This window comes from Roseivirga spongicola (assembly GCF_001592965.1).
Lineage (GTDB): Bacteria > Bacteroidota > Bacteroidia > Cytophagales > Cyclobacteriaceae > Roseivirga > Roseivirga spongicola.
The window spans coordinates 33,445-49,506 of record NZ_LRPC01000003.1; the positions used below are offsets into that span (position 1 = coordinate 33,445).

General features: G+C 38.9%; 13 protein-coding genes. 5 read left to right on the forward strand and 8 right to left on the reverse strand.

All coding sequences use genetic code 11. The features are described from left to right. Positions 1-60: 60 nt before the first annotated feature. On the forward strand, positions 61-1,512 hold the full coding sequence (locus AWW68_RS07260) for an NADP-dependent isocitrate dehydrogenase (protein WP_068218750.1): 1,452 nt from the start codon (positions 61-63) through the stop codon (positions 1,510-1,512). Between the two features lie 127 nt (positions 1,513-1,639). Here AWW68_RS07260 and AWW68_RS07265 read toward each other — a convergent pair whose 3' ends face one another. Both AWW68_RS07265 and AWW68_RS07270 read right to left on the reverse strand, forming a co-directional pair. Then, on the reverse strand, positions 1,640-2,128 hold the full coding sequence (locus AWW68_RS07265; protein WP_157717560.1) for a hypothetical protein: 489 nt from the start codon (positions 2,126-2,128) through the stop codon (positions 1,640-1,642). Between the two features lie 39 nt (positions 2,129-2,167). Further along, entirely contained in the window at positions 2,168-3,124 is a 957-nt protein-coding gene (locus AWW68_RS07270) for an NAD-dependent epimerase/dehydratase family protein (RefSeq protein ID WP_068218758.1), read from the reverse strand. A gap of 101 nt (positions 3,125-3,225) precedes the next feature. Here AWW68_RS07270 and AWW68_RS07275 point away from each other — a divergent pair, with 101 nt between their 5' ends. The 4 genes from AWW68_RS07275 to AWW68_RS07290 all read left to right on the forward strand — a co-directional run bounded on the left by AWW68_RS07275 (position 3,226) and on the right by AWW68_RS07290 (position 7,254). Then, positions 3,226-3,480, forward strand: a complete 255-nt coding sequence (locus AWW68_RS07275) for a hypothetical protein (RefSeq protein ID WP_185101231.1) — start codon at positions 3,226-3,228, stop codon at positions 3,478-3,480. A 1-nt stretch (position 3,481) separates the two neighbouring features. Then, the gene (gene kbl, locus AWW68_RS07280) at positions 3,482-4,675 is read left to right on the forward strand and encodes a glycine C-acetyltransferase (protein ID WP_068218761.1); all 1,194 of its coding nucleotides are present in this window, start codon (positions 3,482-3,484) and stop codon (positions 4,673-4,675) included. A gap of 189 nt (positions 4,676-4,864) precedes the next feature. Beyond that, complete coding sequence (locus tag AWW68_RS07285; protein ID WP_068218764.1) at positions 4,865-6,019, forward strand: 6-bladed beta-propeller; 1,155 nt, start codon at positions 4,865-4,867, stop codon at positions 6,017-6,019. Further along, positions 6,013-7,254: a 6-bladed beta-propeller gene (locus AWW68_RS07290; RefSeq protein ID WP_068218768.1), complete on the forward strand. Its 1,242-nt coding sequence runs from the start codon at positions 6,013-6,015 to the stop codon at positions 7,252-7,254. Before AWW68_RS07285 ends, AWW68_RS07290 begins: the two co-directional genes overlap by 7 nt. 144 nt (positions 7,255-7,398) lie before the next feature. Here AWW68_RS07290 and AWW68_RS07295 read toward each other — a convergent pair whose 3' ends face one another. The 6 genes from AWW68_RS07295 to AWW68_RS07320 form a co-directional block, all read right to left on the reverse strand. Beyond that, positions 7,399-8,508, reverse strand: a complete 1,110-nt coding sequence (locus tag AWW68_RS07295) for a DUF4221 family protein (protein WP_084375615.1) — start codon at positions 8,506-8,508, stop codon at positions 7,399-7,401. A 171-nt stretch (positions 8,509-8,679) separates the two neighbouring features. Continuing rightward, positions 8,680-11,721 carry an efflux RND transporter permease subunit gene (locus tag AWW68_RS07300; RefSeq protein WP_068218773.1) on the reverse strand — a complete coding sequence of 1,014 codons (3,042 nt, stop codon included), beginning with the start codon at positions 11,719-11,721 and terminating at the stop codon, positions 8,680-8,682. Positions 11,722-11,726: 5 nt separating this feature from the next. Beyond that, entirely contained in the window at positions 11,727-12,782 is a 1,056-nt protein-coding gene (locus AWW68_RS07305) for an efflux RND transporter periplasmic adaptor subunit (RefSeq protein ID WP_068218776.1), read from the reverse strand. Positions 12,783-13,645: 863 nt separating this feature from the next. Next, entirely contained in the window at positions 13,646-14,134 is a 489-nt protein-coding gene (locus AWW68_RS07310; protein ID WP_068218778.1) for a hypothetical protein, read from the reverse strand. Next, complete coding sequence (locus AWW68_RS07315) at positions 14,124-15,308, reverse strand: DUF4221 family protein (RefSeq protein ID WP_068218782.1); 1,185 nt, start codon at positions 15,306-15,308, stop codon at positions 14,124-14,126. The genes AWW68_RS07310 and AWW68_RS07315 overlap by 11 nt, the downstream gene beginning before the upstream one ends. A gap of 287 nt (positions 15,309-15,595) precedes the next feature. Further along, positions 15,596-15,811 carry a hypothetical protein gene (locus tag AWW68_RS07320; RefSeq protein ID WP_157717561.1) on the reverse strand — a complete coding sequence of 72 codons (216 nt, stop codon included), beginning with the start codon at positions 15,809-15,811 and terminating at the stop codon, positions 15,596-15,598. Between the last annotated feature and the right edge of the window lie 251 nt (positions 15,812-16,062).

Here is a 16,062-nt window from a genome sequence, read left to right on the forward strand (position 1 = left end):
GAATTCTTTAATCAGACATTGGTGATTACCTTTGTGGCCGAAAATAGAACCCCCTAAAAAATGAGTAAAACAGAGAGAATTACAGTTGCCTATGGTGATGGTATTGGTCCTGAAATTATGGATGCTACCATTAGAATTATGGATGCAGCTGAAGTAGGACTAGCCTACGATGTAATTGAAATTGGTGAGAAGGTTTATAAATCTGGACACAAGTCTGGTATTAGCCCTGAGTCTTGGGAAACTCTTCGAAACAACCCTGTTTTTCTAAAAGCTCCAATTACAACACCTCAGGGTGGAGGTTACAAAAGCTTAAACGTGACCATTAGAAAGTCATTGGGTCTTTTTTCTAATGTAAGACCTTTTAGATCTTACCCTCCTTACGTGCCGTCTAACTTCCCTAACATGGATGTGGTTATTGTAAGAGAAAATGAGGAAGATCTTTACGCAGGTATTGAGCACCAACAAACTAGCGAAGTTGTACAGACCTTAAAGCTTATTTCTGAGCCAGGTTCTGAGAAGATTGTTAGATATGCCTTTGAGTATGCCAAAGCTTACAATCGTAAGAAGGTTACTTGTATGACAAAGGATAACATTATGAAGCACTCTGATGGAATGTTCCACAAAGTGTTTAATGAAATTGCTAAAGAGTATCCAGATATTGAGGCTGATCACTGGATTATCGATATCGGATCTGCAGTTGTTGCTGCTCGTCCTGAGTCGTTAGATGTCGTGGTTACGCTTAACCTTTATGGAGACGTAATTTCTGATATTGCGGCTGAGGTGGCTGGTTCTGTAGGAATGGCTGGTTCTGCTAATATTGGTATGAACCACGCAATGTTTGAAGCAATTCACGGTTCTGCTCCAGATATTGCCGGTAAAAACATGGCCAACCCTTCTGGTCTATTAAATGGCGCCTGCATGATGTTGGTACAACTAGGCAAAGCCGATAAAGCTGAGCTTATTCAGAATGCTTGGTTGAAGACTTTGGAAGATGGTATTCATACTGGAGACATTTACCGAGCTCAGAGAAGTGTTGAGAAGGTGGGAACTAAAGAATTTGCTGATGCTATAATCGAAAGATTAGGCCAGAAGCCATCTAAACTGAAACCAGTTCAGTACGAAGAGAATGTAAAAATCAGTATCGATGTTAAAGAGAAGCCTGCCAAGAAAAAAGACTTGGTTGGTGTAGATGTTTTCATCGATTGGAGAGGCGAGAGCAGAGATGCTAATGAAATTGGTGATAAGCTATTGAACGAAGCTTCTACAGACAAACTGAAGTTGAAGTTGATCTCGAACAGAGGTGTGTTGGTTTATCCAAATGGAATGCCTGAGACATTCAAAACTGACCACTGGAGATGTAGATTTACTAACCCTGAGGGTGAGGTTCTTCAGAATGGTGATGTGATTGAGCTTTTGAATAAGGTTGAAGCTACAGGTTTCGATTTCATCAAAACTGAGCACTTGTATCACTTCGATGGTGAAAGAGGTTACTCTTTAAGCCAAGGAGAATAAGTAAAAGAGATTTTAAGTAGCCTCTGTGCTATGTTATTCCAAAGGAAGTAGGAATTTCTCTGAGTTAGTAGGTTAACTTCGGGAGATTCCCAATCAAGTTGGGAATGACGTTGGTGCAGGGGCTTTTCTAATTCATCTGACTCAGGAAGTAAGTGCCTGAATCTTCCAATTCATAGACCTCATTGTATGAAGGAGACTTTGCCTTCATGGAAAAGGACACGTCCCAAGTTCCATTGTTCTTTTTGGTTCCTGAAACATTGAACTCTTCGAATTCAAAGGCTTCGAAATAGCAATAACAGGAGCGAGTGTAATAGACTTCTATATCGGAATCGGCCTGCTGATTCCCTGAAAATGCTGTTACATCCGAAGGGATTTCAATCCAAAAGGTTTCTGAGAGCTCATCATCAGCAATATTCTTCTCTTCTGGGTGCGTATATATGAACCTAAACACAGTTTTATCTCCTGTGGTCCAGTTTACATACATTCCAACATCCTCCGAGGGAGGGGCGATTTCCGAATTAATATAAAAGTATCGCTCTGTGGTGCCAGGGGTAGTCTCTTTCTCACAAGAGAATAGACAAATTAACCCCAGACATAAATAGAATAGCTTCCTCATAACCAATTAGACCTAACAGGTAGGTAAAAGGTTGGAAGTCTACTTTTTAACGATGTCGAAATACTTTGGAAGGTTCTCCAAAATGTCTGCAGACATTTCATCGATAGAATAGTCGGGTTTCCAGCCCCAGTCTTCTCTTGCAGCAGAGTCATCTATGCTGTTAGGCCAAGAGTCTGCAATTTTCTGTCTGAAATCTGGAGCATAGGTAATTTGAAAATCTGGATGAAATTTTCTGATAGAGTTAGCTAATTCAACAGGCGTGAATGAGAAGCCAGCTACATTATAGCTAGATCTTACTTTAACTGATTCCGCTGGAGCTTCCATCAGGTTTAAAGTAGCTTTAATTGCATCAGGCATATACATCATCGGCAGGGAAGTATCTTCCTTTAAAAAGCATGAAAAATCTTCGCCAGCTAACGCCTTATGGTAAATATCTACAGCATAATCTGTTGTTCCTCCGCCAGGTAAAGATTTATATCCAATCAAACCAGGGTATCTGATAGATCGTACATCAACTCCATATTTTTGGAAGTAATACTCGCACCATCTTTCTCCAGCTTGTTTGCTAATACCGTAAATGGTGGTAGGAGCCATTACCGTGTCTTGCGGTGTCATATCTACAGGAGTAGTAGGTCCGAAAACAGCGATTGAACTTGGCCAGTAGATTTTCTTAAGGCCTTTTTCTTTAGCAAGATCGAGTACATTGAGTAAGCTAGTCATATTCAAATTCCAAGCCCACTGTGGGTTTTCTTCGCCTTTGGCGGAAAGAATTGCCGCTAAATGATAAATCTGAGTAATGCCATGCTTGTCTACTATTTCACCAAGCTGCTTGGCATTCATTACATCTAATTGCTCAAATGCTAAATGTTTGATGGATGGACTAGGAGAGGAGATATCGGAAGCCACCACATTGTTTTCTCCAAATAATTCTGCTAAACCCAAGGTTAATTCTGAGCCTAATTGGCCGCTTGCACCTATTACTAATACTTTATCCATCCTCATTCTATTTTGGCTGCAATATTAATTAATAGGTTGTACATGTAAAACGTTTGCGTTACCAAAGGCGATTGAATTCTGCTGCTTATATTTGTTCAACCATGGAGTATCCTGATTTCAAAACCTGGCTTAAGCAGAAAAAAATTGATCCTAAGGCATTTGCCTCTAAAGAAATGGAAAGGTTTATGGAATTGAAGAAGCTTTTCGATCAGGTGAATCCCAACAGTTTTACTGCACAAAAACTTTTTCTAATTAATAAGATTAGAAGGGCTTACCCTTTAAAGGAAGAAGAAGCTGTAGCAGTGAAGAAAAAGCCCATGGCGAAACCAAGAATTGTAAAACCTAAAACGAATTAATATGTACGATACGCTGAAGCCGAAGCTAGAAGCTGAGTTGGAATCTATCAAAGAAGCTGGTCTTTTCAAGAAAGAAAGAGTGATTACAACTCCTCAAGGAGCAGATATTAAAACTGCTGAGGGTAAAGAAGTAATCAACTTTTGCGCGAATAACTACTTAGGCCTTTCTTCTCACCCTAAGGTGGTTGAAGCAGCAAAGAAGGCTATTGATACACATGGCTTTGGAATGTCTTCCGTTAGATTTATTTGCGGTACTCAAGATATTCACAAAGAATTGGAACGTAAGATTTCTGAGTTCCTAGGTACAGAAGATACCATTCTTTATGCAGCAGCATTCGATGCGAATGGTGGTGTATTTGAACCACTTTTAGGCCCAGAAGACGCAATTGTTTCTGATGCATTGAATCATGCTTCTATCATTGATGGTGTTAGACTTTGTAAGGCTATGAGATTCCGTTATCAGCATAATGACATGGCTGATTTGGAGAAGCAACTGCAAGATGCCAGAGAGCAAGGTGCTAAGAACATCATTATTGTAACTGACGGAGTGTTCTCAATGGACGGAACTATTGCTCAGTTAGATAAAATCTGTGATCTGGCCGATAAGTACAGCGCCTTGGTAATGAGCGATGAGTGCCACTCAACTGGTTTTATGGGTAAAACAGGTAGAGGAGTGCATGAGCATTGTGGTTGCATGGACAGAATGGACATCATTACCGGAACTTTAGGTAAAGCCCTTGGTGGAGCTAGTGGAGGATTTACTTCTGGTAAGAAGGAAATCATTGAGTTGCTTCGTCAGAGATCTAGACCATATCTATTCTCAAATACTTTAGCACCATCAATTGTAGGTGCTTCTATCGCAGTATTCGATATGCTGTCTGAGACTACTGAGTTGAGAGACAAGCTAGAAGAAAACACCAAGTACTTCAGAGAGGCTATGACTAAAGCTGGCTTCGATATTAAGCCAGGAGAACATGCTATTGTACCTGTAATGCTTTATGAAGCACCTTTGGCTCAGAAAATGGCCGATGCACTTTTAGAGAAGGGAATCTATGTAATCGGATTCTTCTACCCAGTAGTACCGAAAGGTCAGGCTAGAATCAGAGTTCAGGTATCAGCAGGTCATGAGAAGCATCACTTAGACAAAGCCATTGCTGCCTTTACCGAGGTAGGTAAAGAGCTTGGGGTGATATAATATTTAATCCGACCAACCTTTGACAAGCTTCTGCTTCCAGCATTTGATGGAGTGATTGACTTCTGAATTGTTCGAGACTTAAGTTTGTCAAAGGTAAACCTAGGCAAAGCAGCCAGCTCTATAAGGGCTGGCTGCTTTGTTTTTGGTCATTTCTTTTAAGTTAAACTATTATTTTAGTTTATTAAGGGAATGATTCAAAGATCAACTCACAATACCTTAGCTTTGCTCATTCTGTGTTTTTTAATAGCCACTTCCTGTAGTAACGGTGATAGCTCCGGGATTGTCTTCAAAGATGGTTTTGCCTCCATTCCCATAGATATTGACGCTCCTAGGCAAAATCTGGCTGATTTTATTGAGTCTGTAGAGATCATTCAACTTGAAGAAACGCCTAACTCTCTTCTGGGAGATGTAATGGAATATGAAAAGGTGGGGGACAAGCTTGTTCTTCGGAATGTCAACACTAATAGTGTAACTCAATATACTCATGAAGGGGAGTTCTTAAGCTCTTTCAGTAAAGTCGGGAACGGCCCAAAAGAATACTCTTTCATTTTATCGTTTTGGGTTGAAGGGGAGAGTGTATTCATCTATGACTCTCCGAACGGAAGAGTGCAAGAGTATGATATTGAGGGGAATTTCAAGAGCTCAACAAGAATCGCACATGGGGCAGTTGGTTCAATTATATCAAGGGACGGTAGCTTCTATCTCTCAACCATAAGGCCAATTGACGGTGAAAATAAGTACTATGCTTTAATCCTTGACCAAAATGGAGAGGTTGAAGACATGCAAATACCCTATGCCCATACTAAGCTAATATACATCTCATGGGGTTATCCGGATATTAGAATGGCCGAAGATGAGTTGATTCATCACTACGTGAATAATGATACAGTTTACATTCAAAGAGATGGGCAATTTGAACCTTACATTTCTTTCGATTTTGCAGATAATTGGGCTTGGAAAGGGGTTGAAGAAATTAAAAGTTCTGGTGACTATGCTCAGGTTGTAAGGCAAAGAGACAAGGTGAGCTCTGTTTCACCAGTAATCTCTGGTAGGTTGATTTTTTCCTCTTACAAATTGGGAGGTGATATGCATTCTGTTCTGATAGATCTCAAGTCTGGCGAATCTATCACTCTTAAGGATGCCTATAGCAATGCCTTTAGACCTTTGGAATTTGAGGATGGAAAACTTGTATATAGCGTAGACTCAGACCGTATCAGCGATTTGGTAGGCTCGTTAACTTCATCTCAGATAGAATATCGAGGAGGCGCCTCTTTAGAAAGCATAGAGTCTTCAGAAAATCCCGCTTTGGTTAAGATTAAGTTTAAGGAGAGTTCAGAATGGTAAGGTTAAACTTTGATAAACTTATGTCTCTAATGGCAGATTATGCCTGTCGCTTTTACAGCTTTGGCTGCTTAAGTTTGATAAAGGTCATTCCGGCCAAGACATTCTATCTATCGGGAGCTCTACGGTTGAGCTTAGTTGTATTTCTTTTAGCTAGTTGTTCAGGAACAAAAAATGAAGAGGGTGTTCACTCTCAGAACCTAGAAACTTTCCAGTCCTATCAACTTTCTATTGATGCTGAAAGAAAGAGTTTCAGTTCTATTATTGAATCAATTGAAGTGGTTACCCTGCAAGAAACGGATAACTCACTGCTGACTTCCGCTTCAAGAGTTTTAAAGCATCGGAACGAATATCTGGTAATCAATAAGAGTGATGAGGAGGTTGTGTTCTTCGATAGCGAAGGAAAATACCTTAGAACTTTTCGTCAGTTGGGACAAGGGCCGGGAGAGTATCAAGCTATCAATAGTATTTGGATTCAAGACGATGAACTATTTATTTATGAAAGACAGAGATCTATAGTATTTAAATATAGGATTGAAGGTGAATTCCTAGACTCTAAAAAACTACCATTCGAAGTTGGTCACGTGATTGGCTATAAAGACGAGTATTTAGTTGAATTCAACTACACCATCATTGAGGATTCACTGATGTACAAGTTCGGTGTACTTAACAGTGAAATGGAGTTGACTGAGAAGTTTTTAAAAACTGATGAAGCTTCGGATAACATAGATATGAATCCTGCTCCTTCCATGTTTTCTTACAGTGATGGCGTTTTACTGACCCACATGTACAGTGATTCGGTTTACTATTACAAGCAAGGTCAGTTTAAACCATTCATTCACTTCGACTTTGGAGAAGATTGGTACTGGGAGAATGAAGAAGTTTTTAGTGAAGACAAGCTAGTGAGTTCAAACAAAGCATGGGAAACAGACATGAGCCTGTCAGAAAAATATGCTTATGTGTGGACAGTAGTGGGCTATTCGCACTATGATTATTTCATTATCGATAGAACAACAGGAAAGTCAGAAAGAGTTGACCTGCGAAAGGACTCTCACTTTAGTACTACAATCACTGACTTAGGCTGGGAAGGAGATAAGTGGCTCGTGTCAATGCTTCCGGAAGACTTGCTCCAGCTTTCTGAAGAACTGAATTATAAATTGCCTAATCTAGATCAACTTAGCCGATCTGAAAACCCTGCTTTGGTGAAGGTGAAGTTTAAAGATAGTGGTGAGTGGTAGCGCTGTAATCCAACCTTTGACAAACTTCTCCTGCCAATACCTAGCAGAACTTGAACCTTTGGAGAAACAAGTGACTAAAGTTTGTCAAAGGTTATTAGTATGAAGGCAGTCAGCCCGCAAAGGACTGACTGCTTTAAAGTAGTGCTATTTAAATTTTACCTGATCGAAGTAAATAATATCTTCGTTACCAGCTTCAACATTATGTATTAGCATATCCTTATTCCAAAATATTTGATCTCCTTTAAAGAAGTAGTAAAGCAATGAGCCCCCGTGGTGCTTGAGCGTTTTTACGTGGTTGAAATTTTCATCTAAAACAATCACCTCTTTTTCTGTAGCAAAGTCACGAGCATTGTAAGCCCTTTCAGTAATTCCCTTTCTAGCGATTCTGAAATAGTAACCAGATTTAGGGTCGAAAATTAGTTTTTCGTACTGATCACTAAGCCAAGTTGCAAACGAATCGAGTGAGGAGGCTCCAACCTTAGCCTTATGGGTGCTTTTTTCTTCAGTATTATTCACTATGCTGCTTTCGGCCTTATAGGCTTTTGTGTAGCCATTAAAGTCGGTGACGTAGATTGAATGGGACGATGGGAAGTTGATAATGAACTTGTCAATTTTTTGGTTGTATATGATGTTAGCGCTCTTTAGCATTTGAGAATAGTCTTTGTCTTTATACTCAGGTGGGAAGTCAAACAGAAGTCTTTCAACACTACCATCTTTTAGACTGATCTTTCCGAAATGATTGGGGTAGTCATCTGCATTTTTCATTTCATTTGCACCAATTCTTACTGGCCATGCTTGTACATATATATGCCCTTTTCTGTAGGCTAAGGACTGTCCGATTCCCATAGAGCCGAAGCCAACATTACCACCGTCTACCGTCAGCCTTTTATATACGTTTCCTTTATCGTCAGATAAATAGGCCAGATCCAATTGTGAGTCGAAGTAGATGATGGAATCAGTATTGATATAGCTAAGACCACCATAAATTTTCATGTTTTTCAAGGCATTCGGTCCCTGATGGTCATATTTGATTTTCCTTTCTATCTCCTGCTCTTCCAGATCATAGATGAGCATTGCATTTTCATTATAGCTGAACATAGCGAGCTTCTCTTCATCATTTTCAGAAATAGGTTGAACCATAAAGCTGTAAAGGTCGGCTATTGGGTCGACAGGAAGAGAGTAGGTGTCGTTTTGGACTGAAGAGGAAGTAAATATCAAGACGCTTGATATTAATATGAAGGCTTTGAGTTTCATTGTCTTGGTCTTTTAAACTAGTGTTTACATCTATTACTTAACCCTTGACAAACTTCTACTGCCGATTTTTAGCAGAACTTGATTCTTTGGTGCAGCTAATTACCAAAGTTTGTCAAAGGTATATCTCGTTAAGTCAGTCAGCCCTTAAAGTGCTGATTACGTTACTAGTCTTTATTTCTTCTTACTTACAAACCAATAGGCCAACGGTACAAAGTAGAGTGCGGTGAAGGTACCGATGGTTAAGCCTCCAATAACTGCATAAACCAAAGGTCTCTGTAAGTCTGCGCCTAAACCTGAGGAGAAAACTACGGGCAAAAGTGCCAGAATGGTAGTGATTGAAGTCATCAGAATAGGTTTTAATCTAATTTCTCCAGTTTTAGCAATGGCCGCAGCCAATTGAGTTTTATAATCTGCTGAAGTTGTAGGGCTGATTTTAGCTGCAAACCTATTAATTGTGTCAATTTTTAGGATGGCATCGTTTACCATAATTCCCAACATCACAATGATACCTATGGCCGACATTACGTTCAGTGTTCCTCCAGTGAGTTGCAACACAATGAGTGCTCCTAAAATACCCAAAGGCAGAGTGAAGATTACGATTAATGGTTGAATCAATGACTCAAATTGTGCGGCCAGAATAAAGTAGAGTAATGCCACTGAAATCATCAAGATAAACGCCATCTGGCTCAAGTTCTCTTTGTCTTCAAAGTAAGTGCCATCAAAATCTACCGTTAGTCCTCTAGCTGATGCCACTTTGGGGAGTTCTACTGTAAGAGCTTCAATGTCTTCACTGCTTAGCTCTTCCCATTCCATAGATTGATAAACACTAGATCTATCGGCAGTAATGTTCTTTTCATTAGAAGAGAAGCTAATGGTAACAAAGTTACTTAGGGCATATTCTTGATTCTGTTTGCCCATTACAGTAACTCTTTCTAGCTGTTGCCTTAAGTCGGCTTCTGGTCGCTGAATTCGTACAGGAGTAACCTCTCCAAATCTTCTGATTTCGGTAACCAAATAGCCATCTAGTGCCTTGCTGAGTGCCGATTTAAATTGCCCTTCCGAAATCCCATATACCGATAGCTTCTCACTATCGATAGATGCTTCTAGAGCATCTTCATAAATAAAGCCTTTGCCCTGTAGTGGAGGGGTTGAGCTGATTGCTTTAACCTCATTGCTTAACTCCTGATAATCGGCAGAGGTGAGTAATTCATTGTTACCTAGTGTTTTCCATTTGGCTGAAAAGAAGCTTCCCTCAGTAGTGAAAATCTGATCGAAGGCATTTGGTGCATCTTCAATATTAATATTCGCATTTGGGTGTCTCTTTTCGAAATAACTCAAAAGCCATTTTTCGGTAGCGCTTTTGTCTGTTTTGGAATTGAACTTAAAATAGATTTCGGCATTCTCCACACTCCCTTCATCTACAGAAAGGATAAACTGCTTTAGCCCAATGTCTGACTCACTTTCAGCTTCCGTATTCAGTTCATTCAACAAGTTTCTAATGCGGTCTTTACTAGCTTCAGCAGCTATGGGTTCATTCCAAACTATTGAGAGGAGTGTTTCAGTCTTTTCGATGTCCGGTAGTCCAGCTTTCTCAATTTGGTTAATGGTCACATAGGTCAACGGAATTAACAGTAAGAGAATAACGAAACTTATGGCCCTAAACTTCCAAAGCAGCTTATAAAAACCTTTGTAGGCGCTAAGAATGGTTTTGAAAACGAGACTATCTTCCTTGATCTCCTTTTTAACATTCTGAAAGAAAATTCTGTAAAGCAATGGTAAAAGCACAAAGGCTACCATTAGCGAAGTGCCTAATATAATGGCTACTGAAACAGCTTGGTCGTAGAATAAGGCTCCAGAAAGTCCATTAAGAAAAACTAGAGGAACGAATACCGCTAGAGTAGTTAACATAGAGCTGATCAGCGGAGCCATCACTTCGTTAACCCCTTGAATACAAGCCTCAATGATGCCCAACCCATCTTTTCGCTTTCTTGTGATGTTGTCTATTACAATAATTGCATTATCAATCAGCATTCCTAGGCCAAGAGCTAAGCCACTTAGAGAGATAATATTGATGCTAAGACCTACAGCATAAAAGAGAAGGAAGCTGATAATCAGAGAAACTGGGAGCGTAATTCCCATGATAATAGGCATTCTTACATTGCCCATAAAAAGGAAGAGCACAGCAAATGCGAAAATTCCTCCATATATGAGGCTAGTTCTAAGGTTGTCTATACCTGCGTTGAGTAGACTACTTTGATCTTGTGTAAGCTCAAAATCTACTTTAGGGTAATCTTCTTTAAAGAGTTCTACTGCTTCGTAAACCATTGGCACCAGCTCTGTCATTTTTGCACTGTTTTGCTTGTGCACTGTAATTACTAAGCCTTCGGTTTCTCCAAAGAGGTGGTAACTCTGTACCTTTTCTTGTTGGTAGCTAATGTCGGCTACACTCTGCAGAGCTATAACGTTTCCATCTCGTGTGATTAAAGGCAGGTTGCGAATTTCATCTAAATCGTCTAGTCGGTTGGCCATTCTAACATAGTACCGATATTGGCCGTCCTTAACAGAAAGCTGGCCTAGCTCTTGATTGGCACTCTTAAGTACTTGGTCTATCTGACCCTCACTGAGCTGAAGTGCCTGTAGTTTCTCTCTGTTTGGATTAATAGAAATATATTGATCGCGGAAACCATTGATGTCTACAATGGAGATTCCTGGGAGTTGCTCTATTCTTTTCTTAAGTACTTTTTCGGCTAGCTCAGAAACTTCAATAAAGTCGGCCTGATTTTTAGGCAGGAGCTGTAGTCTGATGATGGGAATATCGGAAGTGTTGATTCTGATAATCCTTGGCCTATCCATGTCTCTAGGAAGCGATTCGGTCAGCCTATCAATTTTTTCGTTGATCTCTACATAGGCCAAGTCCATTCGAGTGCCATAGTTGAACTGCAACTTTACTATACCTGTTTCACTACCCGCTGTGCTTTCAATAGACTTTAGGTTGTTCAGTGAGTTAAGTTCGGACCTGATAGGGTTCAATACACTATTCTCAATGATCCGGGCAGGATTATTAGGATAGTCTACCTTGATGGCTACAGAAGGAACTTCAATACCAGGAAGAAGAGACACTGGTAGCTCCTTAATAGCTAAAGCGGAGAAAAAAAGAATGCCTACAAATGAAAGGAAGACGGCAATGGGTCTGTTAATCAGAAACTTTACCATGATGCTTAATTAGTAGCTCCCATCACGCTTGTTCTACTTACCTGAGCTTCATGAGCCAATTGAATGTTGTTGGTGATGATCACTTCTGAACCATCATTTAAACCAGAGGTAATCTCTACCTCTACACCGTTGTCTAGTCCTGTTTCAACATAATTCCATTTGGCAATTCCATCCTCATATGTAAAGACCACTGGCTTTCCAGACTTCATTACAATGGCTTCTCTTGGCACCAAAATGTTCTCAGACTGTGGCGATCGGATTACGGCATTTGCAGTCATTCCTGGAAGCAGCCCTTCCGTAGCGTTAAGTTGAAGCTTTACAGTAATCATTCCCCCTTCATCTACCTTAGGGTTAATTTCTATAAGAGTGGCTTCGAAAGATCGATCTTTAATAGCTAGAGGGAAAACATCTGCTTTTTGCCCAATCTCGATCCTCCCATAGTCAGATTCAATAATTTTGGCAGTAAGTACTAGCTGATTAGGTGTGTAGATTACACAAAGCTCTTTTCCGGCAGAAATTATGTTGCCCTGTTTTTCTTCTAGTTCGGCAATACGACCTGTTATTGGGGCTTTAACCAAAGTCTTTTTCAGATTCATTTGGGCCTCTTTTAGACTAACGGTAGCGCTTCTTAGACCAGATTTTAGCTCTAAGTTATTTTTGGCAGCAGGAGAAAGGGTAGAGTAACCTATAGAGTCATTCTGAAAAGTTACCTTTGCGCTTTCATAGGCCAGCTTGGCTTTTTCTATGGCAAATTCTTCATTGTCGTTCTGCAGTTCGGCCAATGGCTCACCTGCTTTAACCATTTGACCATTCTTTACATACAGTTTCTCTAGGTAGCCAGAGCCTTCAAAAGTTACTTTTAGCTCTTTAGCCGACTCCATAGTGCCAGAAGCATTTACTCTAAACTCGAAAGTAGAGTAGATTGCCTTTGCCGTAAGTACTTCGGTGGGTTTTACCTGAGCGCGTAAAGATTCTACATCGGGCTCCTCAATTTTTTCTTTTTCTTGTTTGCAGCCTAAGAGTGTTACAATAAAAAGTGCTGCTAGTATTGTGTTTCTCATTATGCTAAAAATAGTTTCAAATTTTATGAATTAGAAACTATTGAGAAAGAAAGTTTTAGTTGAATTGGCTAAACGGTAATAAGGGAATTTCTTCAAGCCTTTGTTAGTCTTGGAACGACAAGTACTAAAGTGTAAGCTCATATTTACATCATTGAACTTATCGAAAATCTATAAAACAAATAACCTCTAGGCATTACAATAAACAAAAAGAGGCAAAAGACAACTTAGGAAAGCTAAATGGAAGAAACATCTCAATAGCTCTCGGTCAGCCTTTCTACACCCCTAATGGCGTTAAGGGGGTGAGCCAATAGTCGGACACGATGTCTTTCCAACTGTATTTACTTTTGGAAATAAAAGAGGGTAAAACTTACTCTAAATATTGCCCAAGCGGCTGTCGACCATTTCTTCAAGTCCAAGATAGATACCTTCAAAAGGGTTTACAGGGCCCGATTTTACTATTTTGACCAAGTTAGGTATTTCTACAATTACCTAACTTGGTCAAAATATCAGGCATCTAAAAGTCTGTATCCAGTTTGTTTAAGGCTCAATTTTTATGACGCCTACCGACTTCAGTGAGATCAGAGACTAGTGGGAACTAACAAGGAAAATTGAAATTTGAATAGTTTCTTTAATCTGGTTCAGGTAAGCAGCCAGCTGTGGCGTAGTCACAAAGAGTGCCCGCTCCTTCGCAACGAGTTTTAACCCCGCTATTACACTCAGGGGTTTCATAGATTACCTCAGTGTTTCCTAACTCATTGAGACTAAAACCCCAGTTTGGAGTTAAGATAAAAAAAAACGCTAATAAAGATGATAATATAAGATTTAATAAATTTTTTCTAAAGTGTTTCATTATATAGTTGTTTTTAGTTTTTAAGGTTTTCCTTTATAAAAGAGTAAGCTAAATCTATTTCATAGTCGCTTACTGACATATAGTCCGTATGACTCTCTTTTTCAAAATAAATAATAAGTGGCTTTGAAAGCCCAATCTCGAATAGATGAGCCTCACCACCCAAGTCAATGAAAGTGCTGTATTTCTGCTTTATATTTTCTATTAGAGAATCCCAAATATTGAATCGTGTATTGTTAATGAAGATTACGTTTAAATCTAATTCATTAGACATTTCATTTAAAAGGGCAAGGTTTTTTTCAATACATGGGTCGCAACTTTGAAGATCCAATAAATAGTATATTTCCCCTTCATTTAAACTTTGATTATGAACCTCTTTCATATAGCGTGTAAACTCCGATAGAAAGGGGTATTGATTGCTTTCGTTTTTATTTATACAACTTTGAGTGAGCACGAGGGTAGACGCTAACAACAGTACTATTATAAATGCATACTTATTCTTCATAATTTATCTTGATAATATCAAAAGAGACAATGTTTTCATCATTGTCATAGACTGGGAAAACAATTCCTTCTGAAGAAACTGCTGGATTAAGATAGCTGTAGTTTTGGTAATTAGAGATGGTTGATTCTCCTAAATAATTTAATTTATCATCTAATACGATTATTGAGAAAGGCTTGATCGCGGCACTATTTATGCGATTAGTGGTTGAGTTCCTTAATGGTTGTGAGTGAGAAACTATTCGATAATATAATTTTCTATAACTATCAAAAATCAAGTTGTGATAAATACCTTGACTAACAAGGATGTTTCTTCCTGCTTGGGAGTTGTATTCCCTAGGAATAAGTTCAAAATCATTTAGAAATTTAGATTTTGCCGACACAAATGTGCTGTTGGAGGAACTGAGGTCTAGGATTTGAAGACAATGAGCTCTTCTATATGATATAATTAATTCACCTGGGTTGTTTTTGAATTTAGTCCATGAAAATTTGTAGTCATTGTAGAAATAATTGTTAGGATCGGCAGTCATAAGTTCAGGAAACATACCGAGTAACTTTGTTACTTTAAGATTAACCGGATCAAATTCTAACATGAATGGTTTTTCATAGAACTCAACGTCTTTATCCCAATTTAGTGGCGGGAAAGATCTAACGTAGATTTTATTCTTATAAAAAAAGAAGCTTTCCGAATTATTGAGCGGGTCTACTCCAGAAAGGTCACTATTTGGAGAGATTAATTTTGAGAAATCCCATTTGTCAACCACCTTTTCCGCTTCATTCATAATGACCATTCTTCCCCCAGATCCAAAAAGTATGATTGAATCTTGATTAATAAACTTTGCCTCGGATAGAGGGAGTTGTCTTAGTTCTACAGGGGTATTGGTATAAATCGTTTTGATGTAAGTTTCGTTTGTGAGATTAAATTTTTCGATGCGGTTAAGACCAAAGTTTATACCATACAAAAATTCCCCATCTTCACTGCTGATAACTGATATTTTAGAGTACAATCCAATTAAAGAGTCGTTATCTATTTTAATGGATCTAATTATTGAGTTTGTCAACTCTTTATATTGCTGTTCTAGCTTACAGTCATAAGTGAGACTTTCATTTTCCGCAGTTTTTTGGCATGAAAAGACGATTAGAAGATAAGATATAAGAACGTAATTTATTTTTTTCATTAATATATGTTTTAGGTTAAGAAGAGAAATGTACATTTCTCTTCTTAAGGTGGCCAAGATGTTATTCAGGCGTAGGTACGCAGTCCCATCCAATAGTTAAGGAGCATAGATTGCCGTCTCCATGACAATAGATTTTTTGTCCACTCACACACTCGGGTGTTTCAGTAGTTACTTCATGCGCTCCCCTGCCAGGTTCAGCTAAGGCAATATTGGTCGACCCTATTGATAGGATAACCATACAAATACATAAGGATAATAATAATGATATTTTTCTCATAACTTAAATTTTATTGAGGTTTTACTGGTTCACAATCTGGGCCATCAATTGATACATCACATAGATTTCCAACACCAGAACAGATGAAGGAAGCCCCACTTTCGCAAATGGCGTTTTCAGACCTAGCCAATGTGTTACCTCTTTCTATATCCGCTTTTGTTTCAAACGGTGTTAAACCCATTATAGCTAAAGCCGTAATCATTAATGTTAAAGATATTTTTTTCATGATTATCTTATTTGAATTTACCTACTCTCTTTCAGGGTTTTCGGCAATCCCCTTTGTTTACTCAAATGAGCGGCAACAACACAATAGGGATTGAGAGAATTGCAATTCAGATAATCGGTATTGTGGATGTCTTTTGTTCGTTAGCCATGTGGCAGGATGAACTTCCTTCTTTCTTTTTCCGGATTTGAAAGTGTTTGAAGCTAGGGAATGATTTTTTTAAAAGCAATTATAAAACAATAAAAAAACAATAA